The 13,689-nt window shown below is 63.0% G+C and carries 15 protein-coding genes and 1 pseudogene; 5 read left to right on the forward strand and 11 right to left on the reverse strand.

Features of this window, described 5'->3' with window-relative positions:
* Together rpsK and rpsM are read right to left on the reverse strand one after the other, a co-directional pair.
* Positions 1–390: a 30S ribosomal protein S11 gene (gene rpsK / locus TZ53_RS10870; protein ID WP_004208752.1), complete on the reverse strand. Its 390-nt coding sequence runs from the start codon at positions 388–390 to the stop codon at positions 1–3.
* Between the two features lie 100 nt (positions 391–490).
* Complete coding sequence (rpsM, locus tag TZ53_RS10875) at positions 491–859, reverse strand: 30S ribosomal protein S13 (protein ID WP_025552414.1); 369 nt, start codon at positions 857–859, stop codon at positions 491–493.
* 317 nt (positions 860–1,176) lie between these two features.
* Here rpsM and TZ53_RS10880 point away from each other — a divergent pair, with 317 nt between their 5' ends.
* Positions 1,177–1,716, forward strand: coding sequence for a hypothetical protein (locus TZ53_RS10880; RefSeq protein ID WP_044661279.1), 540 nt, complete (start codon positions 1,177–1,179; stop codon positions 1,714–1,716).
* 644 nt (positions 1,717–2,360) lie between these two features.
* Here TZ53_RS10880 and TZ53_RS10885 read toward each other — a convergent pair.
* The gene (locus tag TZ53_RS10885) at positions 2,361–3,872 is read right to left on the reverse strand and encodes an acetyl-CoA hydrolase/transferase family protein (RefSeq protein ID WP_044661280.1); all 1,512 of its coding nucleotides are present in this window, start codon (positions 3,870–3,872) and stop codon (positions 2,361–2,363) included.
* A 100-nt stretch (positions 3,873–3,972) separates the two neighbouring features.
* Between TZ53_RS10885 and TZ53_RS10890 the strand changes: the two genes are divergently transcribed.
* Positions 3,973–4,854, forward strand: coding sequence for a LysR family transcriptional regulator (locus TZ53_RS10890; RefSeq protein WP_044662979.1), 882 nt, complete (start codon positions 3,973–3,975; stop codon positions 4,852–4,854).
* Positions 4,855–5,167: 313 nt separating this feature from the next.
* Here the strand turns inward: TZ53_RS10890 and TZ53_RS10895 are convergent, their stop codons facing one another.
* Together TZ53_RS10895 and TZ53_RS10900 are read right to left on the reverse strand one after the other, a co-directional pair.
* The gene (locus TZ53_RS10895; protein ID WP_044661281.1) at positions 5,168–5,437 is read right to left on the reverse strand and encodes a 3TM-type holin; all 270 of its coding nucleotides are present in this window, start codon (positions 5,435–5,437) and stop codon (positions 5,168–5,170) included.
* A gap of 9 nt (positions 5,438–5,446) precedes the next feature.
* Positions 5,447–5,986, reverse strand: coding sequence for a glycoside hydrolase family 108 protein (locus TZ53_RS10900; protein ID WP_044661282.1), 540 nt, complete (start codon positions 5,984–5,986; stop codon positions 5,447–5,449).
* A gap of 409 nt (positions 5,987–6,395) precedes the next feature.
* Between TZ53_RS10900 and TZ53_RS10905 the strand changes: the two genes are divergently transcribed.
* The 3 genes from TZ53_RS10905 to TZ53_RS10915 all read left to right on the forward strand — a co-directional run bounded on the left by TZ53_RS10905 (position 6,396) and on the right by TZ53_RS10915 (position 8,345).
* On the forward strand, positions 6,396–7,610 hold the full coding sequence (locus TZ53_RS10905) for a tyrosine-type recombinase/integrase (protein WP_172668314.1): 1,215 nt from the start codon (positions 6,396–6,398) through the stop codon (positions 7,608–7,610).
* Between the two features lie 125 nt (positions 7,611–7,735).
* The gene (locus TZ53_RS10910) at positions 7,736–8,011 is read left to right on the forward strand and encodes a type II toxin-antitoxin system RelE/ParE family toxin (protein ID WP_197565224.1); all 276 of its coding nucleotides are present in this window, start codon (positions 7,736–7,738) and stop codon (positions 8,009–8,011) included.
* On the forward strand, positions 8,004–8,345 hold the full coding sequence (locus tag TZ53_RS10915) for a helix-turn-helix domain-containing protein (RefSeq protein WP_044661285.1): 342 nt from the start codon (positions 8,004–8,006) through the stop codon (positions 8,343–8,345). Before TZ53_RS10910 ends, TZ53_RS10915 begins: the two co-directional genes overlap by 8 nt.
* 100 nt (positions 8,346–8,445) lie before the next feature.
* On the opposite strand, the gene TZ53_RS10920 is transcribed toward TZ53_RS10915, so the two are convergent.
* From TZ53_RS10920 to TZ53_RS27530, 6 genes and pseudogenes are all read right to left on the reverse strand, one after another.
* Positions 8,446–8,727, reverse strand: coding sequence for a zincin-like metallopeptidase domain-containing protein (locus tag TZ53_RS10920; protein ID WP_238320046.1), 282 nt, complete (start codon positions 8,725–8,727; stop codon positions 8,446–8,448).
* A complete protein-coding gene (locus TZ53_RS10925) occupies positions 8,724–10,616 on the reverse strand; it encodes a reverse transcriptase domain-containing protein (RefSeq protein WP_238320047.1) in 1,893 nt (630 codons plus the stop codon). Before TZ53_RS10925 ends, TZ53_RS10920 begins: the two co-directional genes overlap by 4 nt.
* On the reverse strand, positions 10,580–11,929 hold the full coding sequence (locus TZ53_RS27525) for an ArdC family protein (RefSeq protein WP_238320048.1): 1,350 nt from the start codon (positions 11,927–11,929) through the stop codon (positions 10,580–10,582). The genes TZ53_RS10925 and TZ53_RS27525 overlap by 37 nt, the downstream gene beginning before the upstream one ends.
* A gap of 243 nt (positions 11,930–12,172) precedes the next feature.
* Positions 12,173–12,685 (reverse strand): sigma-70 family RNA polymerase sigma factor, encoded by a 513-nt coding sequence (locus TZ53_RS10935; protein WP_052628180.1) that lies wholly within the window; start codon positions 12,683–12,685, stop codon positions 12,173–12,175.
* Complete coding sequence (locus TZ53_RS10940; protein ID WP_238320049.1) at positions 12,682–13,170, reverse strand: hypothetical protein; 489 nt, start codon at positions 13,168–13,170, stop codon at positions 12,682–12,684. The genes TZ53_RS10935 and TZ53_RS10940 overlap by 4 nt, the downstream gene beginning before the upstream one ends.
* A 220-nt stretch (positions 13,171–13,390) precedes the next feature.
* Positions 13,391–13,663, reverse strand: a pseudogene (locus tag TZ53_RS27530) (nucleotidyltransferase); the annotation flags it as partial.
* Positions 13,664–13,689 lie beyond the last annotated feature (26 nt).

Consider the following 13,689-nt stretch of genomic DNA (forward strand, 5'->3'; position numbering starts at 1 on the left):
TTAGACGCGGCGGCGCTTGGAAGGACGCACGCCGTTGTGCGGGATCGGCGTCACGTCGCGGATGGAGGTGATGTGGAAGCCGACGGCCTGCAGCGCGCGCAGGGCCGATTCACGGCCCGAACCCGGACCCTTCACTTCGACTTCCAGGGTGCGCACGCCATGTTCGGCCGCCTTGCGGCCGGCGTCTTCGGCGCAGACCTGCGCGGCATAGGGCGTCGACTTGCGGCTGCCCTTGAAGCCCATCATGCCCGCCGAGGACCAGCTGATCGCATTGCCCTGGGCGTCGGTGATGGTCACCATGGTGTTGTTGAAGCTGGCGTTGACGTGCGCGACGCCGGCCGAGATGTTCTTGCGTTCGCGGCGCTTGATGCGCTGGGGTTCGCGTGCCATTTTTGCTCTATCCTACTGAAATCTTGTGTTCCGGGAGGCTGCGCCCAGGTAGGGCTGCCTCCGGCGGAGAAGAAGATGAAATAGTCCCCCGGACTATTTCTTACTTCTTCTTGCCGGCAATCGGCTTCGCCTTGCCCTTGCGGGTGCGCGCATTGGTGTGCGTGCGCTGGCCCCGGACCGGCAGGCCCTTGCGGTGACGCAGGCCGCGATAGCAGGCCAGGTCCATCAGGCGCTTGATGTTCATCGCGGTTTCGCGGCGCAGGTCGCCCTCGACCGTGTGGTCGGCGTCGATGGCTTCGCGGATCTGCAGCACTTCGGCGTCGGACAGGTCCTGCACGCGGCGGCTGTGGTCGATGCCCAGCTTGTCGGCGATGTCGACGGCGGTCTTGCGGCCGATGCCGTGGATGTAGGTGAGCGCGATGATCACGCGCTTGTTGGTCGGGATGTTGACACCCGCAATACGTGCCATGGTATTCTGTACTCCTGCTCCACGGGGCGGTTGGCGCCGCCCCATCTCAAAGCGTCAGGGCTGAAGTCCTTAAGGAGACGACAGCCGATTCGATAGGCCCCAAGACGCAAAAAAGACGGCCAGTGCCACTGCACTGCCGCTCGTCAGCGTGTCGGGAAGGGGTGCCCTTAGCGATTCGGCCTCCGGCTGTCAATGACGGGCAGGCGCGAAAGCGGCGTAATCCGGCGCTTCCGCCGCCCTTTCTTTCGACCGGTCCGGCATGTCGTCCCGCCCTTTTCGGGTTGATGCCATCCCCGTGCCTAAGGCATGGAGGCGGGATGCGCTTCACTCTGCCCTCCGCCATGCCGGCGGCCGCCTTCGTCCTGCTGGCTTCCTGCGTGGGCGCGCCCCAGCAGCGCGCGCCTGTTCCCGCGCCTGCGCCCCGGCCGGCTCCCGCGGCCCAGCCGGCGCCCCCTCCGCCGCCGCCGGCCGACTGGCAGGACCGCGCGACCACCGCGGGCGACTGGCGCTATCAGGTCGACGGCGCCGGATCGGCCGCCCTGTTCGGCCCGGATGCGCAAGGCAGCCTGTTCGTCATCCGCTGCGACCGGACAACGCGCCGCGTCAGCCTTTTGCGGCCCGGCCCGGCGCAGGCGGCGATGACGGTGCGGACCAGCTATGGCGCGGTCAACTGGCCGGCCGGCCCCGCCACCGGCGCCATCGCCGCGACCCAGGCGACCCGCGCCGCCAGCGACGCCACGCTCGATCAGATCGCCTACAGCCGGGGCCGTTTCGCGGTCGAGGTGCAGGGTCTGGAGATGCTGGTCCTGCCAAGCTGGGCGGAGGTCGGCCGCGTCGTGGAGGACTGCCGCGCCTAAGTCCTTGATTTCAGGCGAAAGGCGCTGGTTTCAACGCAAATCGCCTGCAAAAGGCGGACGCAAAAGTATGATTCGAAAAAAGAATTTTACAAGCCTTGAAGTGGCGGCCGGTCTGATTCACATATCATTTCATAGACGGCGAAGGACCAGTACCGGGAACGGCTATAGGGGCTTCAACTAGCGAAAGGAGGTGATCCGATGTCTCATGGTTCAGCAATGGGGTCGGTCAAGTCCATTCGGGGAACGCGCCGCTGAGCGACGCCTTATGCGTCGGTTTTCCAGAATAGGGTGACTGTCGACCGCGGTTTCGCGATCGAGGCGCCGTATCTGGAAAATAGCGCGATCAACGTTTCCCTTGGGCGGCGCTTCCGGCCGCTGACCATGTCAATGATGGGCCGTCGGGGTTTAATCTACCCGGCGGCCCCTCTCATTTTTGATGGCGGTTTGATGGTTGGTTTCTTGCCATTAAGCCCCTCCCCTTCAGGGGAGGGGTTGGGGTGGGGGCGTGCCTCTACAGGCTTGGTTTTCCTTTGGGGCACGCCCCCACCCCTCAGTCCCCTCCCCTGAAGGGGAGGGGAAGCATTGACGTCCGCCATTGGCCAAATCGAGCCAGCCCGGCCACCTCATCCCCATCTCCCCAATCCCTACCCCCGCATCGTCCCCGTATCGATGAAGCGCTGGTGCCACGCCAGCGCCTCCCCCGGCAGCATGGGCGACTGCAACCCATATGACCCCGCCAGCGCCCGCCGGAAATAGTCCTTCAGCATCGGCCGGAAGTCCGGATGCGCGCAATTCTCCATGATGACCTCCGCCCGCTGCCGGGGCGCCAGCCCGCGCAGGTCCGCCAGCCCCTGCTCGGTCACGATCACCTGCACATCCTGGTTGATATGGTCGACATGGCTGCAATGCGGCACGATGGCGGAGATCGCCCCACCCTTGGCCGTCGACGGCGTCATGAAGATCGACAGAAACGCATTGCGCGCAAAGTCCCCCGACCCGCCAATGCCGTTCTGGATGCGCGATCCCATCAGATGCGTCGAATTGACGTTGCCGTAGATGTCCGCCTCGATCAGCCCGTTCATCGCGATGCAGCCCAGCCGCCGCACCAGCTCGGGATGGTTGCTGATCTCCTGCGGCCGCAGGATCATCCGGTCCCGATAGCGCCCCATATCGGCATTCATCCGCGCCGCCGCCTCCGGGCTCAGGGAAAAGGCCGTCGCGCTCGCCATCCGCAGCTTGCCCGCGTCGAGCAGGTCCAGCATCCCGTCCTGGATCACCTCGGTAAAGGCGACCATATCCTCGAACGGCGCATCGATCAGGCCGGTCAGCACCGCATTGGCGATATTGCCGACCCCCGACTGCAACGGCAGCAGCGAAGCGGGCAACCGCCCCTTCTTCACCTCATGGCTCAGGAATTCCAGCAAATGCCCGGCAATCGCCCGCGCCTTGTCGTCCGGCGCCTTGAAGGGCGCGTTGCGGTCCGGCGCATCCGTCTCGACCACCGCGATCACCTTGTCCGGATCGCAGCGGAAGGTCGGCTGGCCGATGCGCTGGTCCGCCCGCATCAGCGGGATCGGCTGGCGATGCGGCGGCAGCGCCGTGCCGTAATAAATGTCGTGCATCCCCTCCAGCGCGGGGTTCTGCCAGCGATTGACCTCCAGTATCACGCCCTTCGCCCGGTCGATCCAGGTCTTGTTGTTGCCCACGGAGGCGGAGGGGACCAGCTCGCCCCCGGCGGTGATCCCCGTCACCTCGACCACCGCGACATCCAGATCGCCCAGGAAACCCTGCCACGCCATCGGCGCGACCTGGCTCAGATGCATGTCGAAATATTGCATCTGGCCCTTGTTGATCCGCTCCCGGGCAATGGGATCGCTATTATAGGGCAGGCGGAACTCCACGCCGTCGGCCTGCGCCAGCGCCCCGTCCAGCTCCGGCCCGGTCGACGCGCCGGTCCACACCCTGACGCGGAAGGGTTCGCCCGCCGCATGCGCCTCGGTGATCCGCTTCGCCAGCGCCAGCGGCACCGCCTTGGGATAGCCCGACCCGGTAAAGCCGCTCATCCCCACGGCCATCCCGTTGCGGATCAGCGCCGCGGCCTCCTCCGCCGTCCGGCATTTGGCGGCCAGCCCGGCATGGGCGATGCGATCGGTCATGGCTATCCTCTTCCATCCTTCCTTGCGCGCTGGCATCTGGCTTTTCGGCCGATCAGACAATAAGGATAAGCCGCACAATATCTGTGCGAGTATCGTGCAAATGTCCGATCTGTTGATCGCCCTGCGGACATTCGTCCGGCTATGCGAAAAACCCAACTTCTCCCGCGTGGCTGGAGAGATGCACGCCAGCCATACGACCATAGCCCGCCGGCTGGATCAGGTGGAATCGCATTTCGGCGCCATCCTGTTCCATCGCACCACCCGCCGGCTGATCGCCACGCCGGAGGCTGACCGCCTGCTGGTCCACGCCCGCGCGATGCTGGACGCGCTGGATGGGGCGGAACAGGAATTCGGCCCGGTCCGCGATCAACCGGGCGGCCTGGTGCGCATCGGCTTCACCACCGCGCTCGGCCTCTATTATGTCGAGCGCCTGGGCGATCTGACCGCGCGCTACCCCGCGCTCCAGCTCGATTGCGCGATGACGGACTGGCAACGCGACGTGGTGGAGGACCGCCTCGACCTCGCCCTGCGCGTCGGCCCCGTGGGCGACGACAGCCTCGTGGTTCATCCGCTGGGCGCGCTGCCCCGCCTGCTGGTCGCGCATCCCGCCTATCTTGCCGGCCACGGCATGCCCTCGTCCGCCGAAGACCTTCCGGGGCATCAGTGCATCGCCTATGCCTATGGCGACGTGCCCGCCCGCTGGACCATCGACGGGCGGGAGAGGGTGGTGGGCGGCACCTTCCGCAGCGACAGCAGCGAAGCCGTCCACCGCGCCGCCATCAGCGGCCTCGGCATCGCCCTGCTCCCCGCCATCCGGGTGCAGGGCGACATCGCGGCGGGACGGCTGGTCCCGGTCCTGCCGGAAAGCCACATCGCCCCGCTCGACATCTGGGCCGTCCACCCGTCCCACAAACGCCTGCCGCCAAGAGCGCGGGTGGTGCTGGACTTCCTCAAGGAGAATTTCCCCGGTGAACGGCCCTAGAGCCAATCGACATTCAGATGATGACGAGCCGAAAATGGTGTTTTTCCGTGACCCGGAGCGCAGCCTACTCAAGGTAGGTGAGCACCGGAAGCACGGAAAAGCGTCATTTGCAGGCCGTCAGGGCTGAATGGCGATTGGCTCTAGAGCGCGCTGCGTCAAATCATAGGCAGGCCGCGCGCTCCAAGCTTTTGTTGTCGCATCCTTTTGAACGCAAAACCGGTTCCCACTTTTGCGCAGGATGCTCTGGCCTGAAGACCCGCCGCGCTCATTCGAGCGCCTTCGCAGGAACAGGATAAGGGGCAAGGGGCGCCTCTTACCGCTCCACCCCCTTCGCCTTCCCCCAGGCCCGCGCCGCCGTATAGCCCAGATAGCCCGTCCCGAAGAGCGCATAGAGCGGCTCCGGCAGGGCGTTGAAATAGGCTCGCATCGCCCGGATGATCCCCGCCGCCACATCGGGCCGCACCCCGCCGACCAGCCCCAGCGGCACCGACCACAGCAGCAACCCGTACATCATGTAGAGAAAGGCCGGCCGCGCCCGCAGCGTCCACCGGTCCCCCGCGACTCGCCTGCGTGAAGACGTCATCCCTGCCTCCTATCCGATCCGGTTGGCGAGCCAGCCATAGAGAAAGGCCTCATTGGCCGGCCTGCTCTCGGCCAGCGCCAGGTAGCGCTCGCCCTGAAGCGCTTCGAGGGCTTTCAGCAGCACCTTCTCGCCCGCCCGCCCGCGAACGGCCAGAAAGGCGCCCAGCGCGGAAAGCGTCTTCGCCCCCACCGCCTGATCCACCTTCAGGTCGGCATAGTCCCGCCCGTTGCGATTGAGCGCGTTCAACGCCCGCTGCAGGAAACCGCCGGCCGTGCCCGGCCCCATGTTGACCGCCGTGTCGAACAGTTCCTCCGCCACCGCCGGCGCCAGTTCCGCGACGAAGGCGAAGCCCGGCTTCTCCCAATAGAGCCTGCGATAGATCGCCTCGGCCACCGTCCGGGGCATCGCCCGCATGTCGCCGCCATAGCCGTTGGCCCGCGCTACGGCCTGGGTGATGCCGAAATTGGTCGGTCCGCCGCGATCCGCCGGATGGTTGCCGTAGCCACCCTCCCGCGCGATGACTTCATCGATCAGAGCCGCAATATCCATGAAAACGCCCTCCTGTTCCGGAAAGGCGGGTCATTTATCCCATTTGGTTAGCTGTAGGACAGCGGAAAAGCGCTCGCGCGGGCGAAATGGATAAAAATGGGAAAAAGGCAGGCAGGCCGGAAAAGGCCCTGCCGGAAATTTGGTCGGGACGAGAGGATTCGAACCTCCGACCCCCACACCCCCAGCCCGCCTTTTTGATGGTTCCTAATGCACCGAAAATAAACGATAAACCTTGCAAAATAGGGTCTTTTCTGCCAGTCTGCTGACATCTCCGGTGGTGCAGATTGTCCCTTTATGTTCCGCTCTGTTGCAGCAAGTTGCACCATGAGTGCACCACCAGAACGATGCGATTCGGGATTTAATTTTGGCAGGCGAGGCCGGAATAATGCGAGCTGCTTTGACACAATCCATGGTCGATAAGTTTCCCATATCGGTTAAAGTTAAAGATTATAGGGATTCCCGGCTCAAAGGCTTGATCCTGCGCATAACGCCCGCCGGGGTGAAGTCTTTCTATTGCGAATATGCGCGGGGCAAGCGGGTGTGGCTGGGCAGGGCCGATGCGGTGGGTTTGTCCGAGGCCCGCGAGAGCGCCCGCGTCATTCTCTCCGAAGTCTATCGCGGCATTGATCCCATCGAAGCGCGCAAGCCCAAGCGGGAGGTGCCGACCTTCCGCGCCTTTCTCGATGGCGACTATGGGCTTTGGGCCAAGGCCAATCAAAAAGCGCATAAGCAAAACCTCAACCGGCTTGCGACCGCGTTCAAGGTCCTGCTGGACAAACGCCTCGATGCAATCACCGCTCTGGATGTCGAACGCTGGCGTGGAGGCGAGGTCGAACGCGGGTTGAGCCTCGAAACCATTAACCGGGATATTTCCTCAATCAAGGCCGCGTTCAACCGCGCGGTGGAATGGGAATTGCTTGGGACCAATCCACTCGCCAAGGTCAAGAAATCGCGCACCGACAATTGCCCCAAAGTTCGCTATCTCTCCTACGACGAAGAGGCCCGCTTGCGAGCGGCGCTCGATGCTCGCGAAGAGCGCCGCTGCGCCGAGCGCGATTCGGCTAACCGTTGGCGGAGCGAACGCGGGTATGAATTGCTGCCGAGCCTGCGGCAGTTGGCCTTTACCGACCATGTGAAGCCGCTGATCCTGCTCTCGATCAACACGGGCTGCCGTCGCGGTGAACTTTTCGATCTCACCTGGTCGAATGTGGATCTCGACCGGCGTATTCTGACCGTGACGGGTGCGACCGCGAAATCGCGGCGAACGCGCCATATCCCGCTCAATCGGGAGGCCATGTTCGTTTTGCAGGGCTGGCGCGCGCAAGCGGAAAGCACCGACGGGATGGTTTTTGTCAACGACGCGGGCCAGCGGTTTGATCGCGTCAATTTCTCGTGGCGGCATTTGCTCAAGGATGCAGGCATCACTGCCTTCCGCTGGCACGACATGCGCCACCATTTCGCCTCGCGGCTCGTAATGGGCGGGGTCGATCTCAACACCGTGCGCGAACTGCTTGGGCATAGCGATTATGCGATGACGCTGCGCTATGCCCATCTCGCGCCCGAACATAAGCTGAAAGCCGTGGAAGTGCTGGTCAGCACCTCGCCATTTGCAGCGGCGGCATGATGCTGCATGCGGATTGACATTGTTGGCAGATTTGACTACATATGGCGAAATCACGTGACACACTCCGCACTGTCTCTTGGATCAAGGCGGCGCGAAGAGATTTTGAGGCGTTCCCTGCGCGTGCCATGGATCGGGCATTGGATGCCCTGACCGTGGTCGCCGATGGCGGAACGCCGGACATTGCCAAGCCGCTTGCCGGTCTGGGTGCCGGTGTGTGCGAGTTGGCTCTCAAAGAGCGCGGCGACGCCTTTCGGGTCGTCTATGCGCTTCAACTGGGCGATGACATATGGGTGGTTCATGCCTTCCAGAAGAAATCGACCAAGGGGATTGCGACGCCGCGCCACGAGATCGATCTCGTGCGCGAGCGGATCAAGCGGCTGAAGGAGATGCTCAATGGCTGACCATGATGACGATTTCGAACTGGTTCGCGGTTCGGGCAATGTCTTTGCAGACTTCGATCAGCCCGATGCCAGCATTCGGCAGTTTCGTGCGATACTTGCCGCTGAAATCGTCAAAACGCTCGATGCCGAGCGGCTGACGGTTCGGGATGCCGAAGCGCGCACCGGCATATCGGCTGCCGATTTTTCGCGTATCCGCCAAGTCAAACTGGAGCGATTCACCATCGACCGGCTGTTACGGATCCTCGACCGGCTCAACCGGGACGTTCGGGTGAAGATTTCCGTCGCGCCGCGTGCGGGTGGAAAGCGGGCTTCAATATCAACGCTTGCTGCCTGAAACCAATTAGCCGCGATCGAAGGGAGCGGCCCGCGCATGGGGTTGGTGGTGGGACAAGCGAAGGGGCCGCCCCTTCTTGGGGCGGCCTCATCAAAATAATCTACGCCGCTTTCTCGATCGCTTTTGTGGGCGCCAGTTGGTGCAGATAGGCAACGGCGCGTTCGGCATGGGCGGCGGCTTGCACGATGGCGCGGGTGTCGTTCTGCAGCACCTTGATCCAGCTTGCGATGTAGCTGGCATGATCGAGGCGCGGCTCGATACAAAGCCCAAGATCGGCGGCCAGGAAGGCAGCGCCCAATTCCGCATTGGGTCGGGAGGGTCGCGCCTCGATGAGGACACGCCTCTCCCGCCCACCGAACCGGACGTGATAGTTTCCCATCATCCGGCTCTCCGTGCTTGCATGTCGCCGCTATCGAGCGGCTTGAGTTGCCCGGCGTGGAGCGCCTTGTGGCATGGCAGGCAGAGGACGACGCGCTTGCGCCGCCGTGCCGCCGCGACCTGTTTCCAGAGCGGGGTGTCCTTCACGTCCGCCAGTCGGCGGCTATGATGGACCTCGCACGGATTGTCGGTCGAGCCACAGTATTCGCACTGCTTCGCCCGAAGCCGATCCATCACGTCCGAGCGCCCCTTCGTGAAGTGAGGGACTGCCCAGCGATCAACATTCGGCCCAAGGTTCGGCAGCCGGTCGATATGCTTTAGATTGAAGACAGCAACCGACCGTTCCTTTCCGTCCACCTTGAAGCGGACGGCGAGTCCATCCCGTGTCTTGAGACGGTGGGCGACCTGATTGACCGACAGCCGCAGCTTGAACGCCAGCGTCTTCAACAAGCTGGTTTCCCAGAGGAACCACAGCTTGCGAAGGCTGAACTTCGCGACATAGGCCAACCGGTAATAGTTGGCGAGCCCGCGCATCTCGGCGTTGTATGCCAGCACGATCTCCAGCATCGAGCTGTCGACCAGATACCGGCGGTGCATCGCTTTCAGACGCCCTAGGTCACCATAGCCCTTGCGTTGATTGAACCGCACGAGCCTGTCGTGCGGGACGCGGAGGTGGATGCGGTCTGCGCAGTCGCGCGAACGCACGACCCGCCTGCCCAGCTTCGTCCGCCGGACCCTGCTCCCGGTCACGGTGATGACCGTGTAGCCGAGGAACATGGTCCCCTTCGACGCCTTGCTCACCTTGCTCTTTTCCGGCGACGCTTCGAGGCGAAGGTGGTGACGGAGATAATCCGTCACCTGTGCCATCACCTCTCGGGCATCCGCCTTCGAGCCGATCACGCCGATAATGAAGTCATCGGCATAGCGGCAGAACAATAGCCGTTTGAAGTTCGGGTCGAGCCCGTTCTTCGACGGCATGGTGGAGCGTTCCGTCTCCATCTCCCGGATCTTGGCGAGGACCACCTGCGCTTCGGCCTCTCGGCCTTCGCTCAGCAGCCTCTCGACCCGGAGGCGACGTTTATACATGCCAATGGTAAGGTTGCGGTATCGCGGATTCTCAGCCCTCCGCTCGCCCCGGTCGAACCGCGCCTTCATCTCCGTCAGGAACTGATCCAGTTCGTGCAGGTAGATGTTAGCGAGGATCGGTGAGACGACACCACCCTGCGGCGTGCCGCTATAGGTGGCGTTGAAGGACCAGTCCTCCATGTAACCGGCCTTGAGCATCCCTTCGATCAGGCGGATGAACCGCTTGTCGTCGATCTTCCGCTCAAGCAGGTCGATCAGGATGCCGTGGTCGATATTGTCGAAGAACCCGACAACATCGACGTCCACCAGCCATTTCACACCAGTCCAGATGTCCTTGATATTCTCAAGGGCGGTATGGCAGGATCGGCCACGCCGGAAGCCATGCGAGCGCGGCGAGAACACCGGCTCGTATATGCGTTCCAGCAGCAGCTTTACCGCCGCCTGAACCAGTTTGTCGCTGGCCGTGGGGATGCCCAGTGGGCGTGTTTTCCCGTTGGCCTTTGGGATTAAGACCCTACGCACGGGGGCGAAGCGGTAGCTGCCGTTTGTGATTTGCCCGATGATCCGTTCGACCCGCTCTAGGGAGAATCCGTCGAGCGTTTCGTCGGTGACGCCGGGCGTGAGCGCGCCTCGATTGGAGGCGATCTCGGCATAGGCCTGCTCCCACAGGAGCGGGTCTGCCATCATACGCGACAAGCCGTTGATCCGCTTGCCCTGTCTCGACAGGGTTGGGATCGATTCCAGTCGCCGTTGCAAGGTATCGGGTAGCATCAGCACGCCCACCCTGTTGGCTGACCAGTCTCGCAAGCACTGCCGCCCTTCACCCGACCAGTGAGGATTCCCACACCGGTTGCCCGGCATCTTTCATCCGTGGCCGTCCATCCGAAAATGGCTGTCCGGGGCATTACTCCCGGCATTTGGCTATTATTGCGGCTCTGTCGCCATGTGGGTCGCTGACGCGCCCATTTAGGCGATCCCGTGTTTACGCGAACAAGGAGATGCGATGCGGTTAGGCGCTCCGTTCGTCCCTTTGATCCCACCGATGGCAGGCAGGCCGCGCTGGCTGGGCCGGGAGTGCTCGGTCGCCACTCTCCCTTCATATCGGACCTCATCGCGATCCGATTTCTGCGCGGTGCGACGCTGCAACCATCGCTGCGCCGCTGTCGAGGATAAAACCCTGAGGACTGGAGTTCAGGCAGTGTAGCTTTCGCCGTACGCATCTTGCGATGACCCGCCCGACCTACGATGGTTTCGGCAGTTTGGGCCTTTTCCCGACATGCTATGGTCCCGTTCCCCTTTCGGGATTTCAGCCGGTTCGTCACCGGCACCGGTAAGTCGGGGACGCATGGATTTTCCCAGCTATCCAGAAGACATATCTTCACTCCTATATTCGCGCCGACACGGCGCACCACTAATTCCTCACGGGCATATCCTTCATCGCCCCATTTCTCGCGCCCGAATGAGCGATCAAGGCGGCTCTCGTGCCGAGTCCAGTGGACAGTTTCATGCCCCCTGGTGGCGTAATAGCCGTGGGCATCATGGAAGGCTGCGAAGGGCGGTAGCTGAATGCGGTCGGCTGACGGGATGTAATAGGCCTTGTCGCCGCCGTGGTTCACGGTTGCCGGGATGCTGGCAAAGAATGCCTCGGCGGCTTCGATGCGCTCCGCCTCCGGCCATGGTTCCGGCACGATATGGAACCGTTCCGGCAAGCCGTCGATCTGCGCCACGTTGAACACGGTATAGGTCTTCAGAAAACGGAAGCCCTGTTCCTGATCCTCCCCACTGGCATCGTCATGCACGGTCCTGGTGCTGTCGCCATAATAGACCACGGTTGCGCCATGCTCCCCTTTGCGCACCTGCGCGCCCAAGGCTTGCGCCTGCTTGTAGGTCATCCATGACGGGCTGACGAAACCGGATGCCTGCGCCTCTATCCACAAAAGAAGAACGTTGATGCCACGGTAGGGCTGGCCGGTGGCGCGCAAGGGGCGAGCCTGACCGGACTTGGCGATGTCGCCGCCGCTCCACGGTTTCAGCCAGGGGCGGGTGCCTTGCTCAAGTTCGGCCAGGATGCGGTCGGTGATATGGCTGTGAGGGTCTTGCTTGCCGGTGTTCTGGGTCATTGATGTTACTCCCTTCCAATCCGCGCAGGGGGTCATGCCGCGCATGACCCCCTGCCGACCCGGCGAGGGGCGGAGAGAGTGGGGGCAAGGTCCGGTGCCGGGGGTGGTGCGGGCGCAGCGCAGCGAGCCACGGCCCCAAAGCGGCACCTTGCAGGGAGAGAGAGGCAGAGCCTCTTTCTCCCTCCGGAACTGTGGAAAGGTTGCGCCGCTGGCGGCGCTCAATCATGAGCTTAGGAAGCCATTCTACAATCGATGCACAGAAGCCGTCCTGCGGCACCGTGCCAGGGCGCGCGTCATATGATATTCGACGCCACTGTAGCCGATGCCGACCTGCGCGGAGATCTCCGCATAGGTCATGCATTTCAGCCGGTGCATGAGGAAGATGCGGCGGGTCTTGCGTGGCATGGCCAGCAGTGTCCGTCGATAGACCCTCCGGACGTCTCCCTCTTCGATCCTCCAGGTCTGCTCGGGAGGCGCAGGTGCATCCCGACCCTCGTCGATGGGATAGGTGACGATGTGTGCCGACGCCCTGCGACGCGCACGGCTGATAAGAAGGTTGCGCGCGCATCGAGTGAGATAGGCCGGCGGGTTCTCTATGTGTTCGATAACGTCCGCAGCGAAAAGCTTCATGAAAACTTCCTGCGCGAGGTCGGGGGCATCGTCCCCTCCCACGCGCTTTCGGAAGAAACGCAGAACCCGTGCATATTCTTCTCGGTAAAGCGCCTCGAACGCAACTGTGGAATGGGAGGGGGTCATCGTCTTGCCTCCCGGCGTTCGCGCTTGTTTAGTGGCGCGTCGCGCGAGGCGCGGTAGAGCGTGATGCCGGCTTCGATGCGGTCGAGGATGAAGGTGTCGCGCTCGATCCTGGCGATGCGGATGTCGGCCTTGGATAATATGTCGAGATCGACCGCGCACCGGTTGCCAAGTTCGCTGTCGATGACATCGCGCACCCGCTGCCAGCAGCGCTCGTCCTTGAAGGCGGGATGGTTGACGATGATCCAGAATTCATAATCCGAGAACTGGATTGTCTGCCGGTCCTCATACCAGGAGCGGCGCGCATAGGGGCCGATCAGGATGATCCGTCTGATCTTCCCCGGTCGGGGTGCCTGGACCTTCTCGGGCTCGAAGCAGGCGCGGATGATACGCGCGATGCGTTCGATCTCATTCTGTTTACGCCGGATTAGATGATTGACGCGCGCCATCACCACTTCGCGCGCGTAAACGTCGATAGGGGGTGTCATTTGCAGCTCGCACACCAGCGGTCCGCGCGTCTGGGCGCGGATCGTGCAAGCGGTGTCCGCTGTGCGCCGCCGTCGCGGCTTGCAGCAACTGCCCGACCTTAGTGGCCGAACCTACATGATGCCTGGCAGGGTTATCCCCGAGATGGCCGCCAGTTCTTCCATCCCGTGCCGCCGAATATGCCAGACTGGAGGAATCCGGGCAAGCTGTCTGGCGGGATCGCTATTTACCAGCGACTGCGCTTTCCAGTTCGGCAATCCGTTCCGAACAGACCTGATGGACGACGCGGCCCAGTTCCTCGACGCGTTCGCCAAGCCATGCCAGTTCTTCGGCACTTATCCGGTAGTGCTTGGAATAGCGGGCTTTGGTGTACGCTTCCTTCAGCTTCTGGAACTTGGCGCGTTCGGCGTGCGTGGCTTCCGGCCATATGCCATAGAGGCGGCGGTCCAGCCCTTCGGCCAGCGAGCGGAGAAAGGCGATGTTGTGGTTGTGGGGTGCTTATGCCGAACGGCGAACTATGC

Origin of the sequence: Sphingobium sp. YBL2, assembly GCF_000943805.1 — a bacterium.
In the GTDB taxonomy this organism is placed as follows: Bacteria; Pseudomonadota; Alphaproteobacteria; order Sphingomonadales; family Sphingomonadaceae; genus Sphingobium; species Sphingobium fuliginis.

Bases quoted from the DNA above. Each gene is read 5' to 3' on its own strand.
- rpsK (WP_004208752.1), bottom strand. From the start codon at position 390: ATGGCACGCGAACCCCAGCGCATCAAGCGCCGCGAACGCAAGAACATC.
- rpsM (WP_025552414.1), bottom strand. From the start codon at position 859: ATGGCACGTATTGCGGGTGTCAACATCCCGACCAACAAGCGCGTGATC.
- TZ53_RS10880 (WP_044661279.1), top strand. From the start codon at position 1,177: ATGCGCTTCACTCTGCCCTCCGCCATGCCGGCGGCCGCCTTCGTCCTG.
- TZ53_RS10885 (WP_044661280.1), bottom strand. From the start codon at position 3,872: ATGACCGATCGCATCGCCCATGCCGGGCTGGCCGCCAAATGCCGGACG.
- TZ53_RS10890 (WP_044662979.1), top strand. From the start codon at position 3,973: ATGTCCGATCTGTTGATCGCCCTGCGGACATTCGTCCGGCTATGCGAA.
- TZ53_RS10895 (WP_044661281.1), bottom strand. From the start codon at position 5,437: ATGACGTCTTCACGCAGGCGAGTCGCGGGGGACCGGTGGACGCTGCGG.
- TZ53_RS10900 (WP_044661282.1), bottom strand. From the start codon at position 5,986: ATGGATATTGCGGCTCTGATCGATGAAGTCATCGCGCGGGAGGGTGGC.
- TZ53_RS10905 (WP_172668314.1), top strand. From the start codon at position 6,396: ATGGTCGATAAGTTTCCCATATCGGTTAAAGTTAAAGATTATAGGGAT.
- TZ53_RS10910 (WP_197565224.1), top strand. From the start codon at position 7,736: ATGGATCGGGCATTGGATGCCCTGACCGTGGTCGCCGATGGCGGAACG.
- TZ53_RS10915 (WP_044661285.1), top strand. From the start codon at position 8,004: ATGGCTGACCATGATGACGATTTCGAACTGGTTCGCGGTTCGGGCAAT.
- TZ53_RS10920 (WP_238320046.1), bottom strand. From the start codon at position 8,727: ATGATGGGAAACTATCACGTCCGGTTCGGTGGGCGGGAGAGGCGTGTC.
- TZ53_RS27525 (WP_238320048.1), bottom strand. From the start codon at position 11,929: ATGACCCAGAACACCGGCAAGCAAGACCCTCACAGCCATATCACCGAC.
- TZ53_RS10935 (WP_052628180.1), bottom strand. From the start codon at position 12,685: ATGACCCCCTCCCATTCCACAGTTGCGTTCGAGGCGCTTTACCGAGAA.
- TZ53_RS10940 (WP_238320049.1), bottom strand. From the start codon at position 13,170: ATGACACCCCCTATCGACGTTTACGCGCGCGAAGTGGTGATGGCGCGC.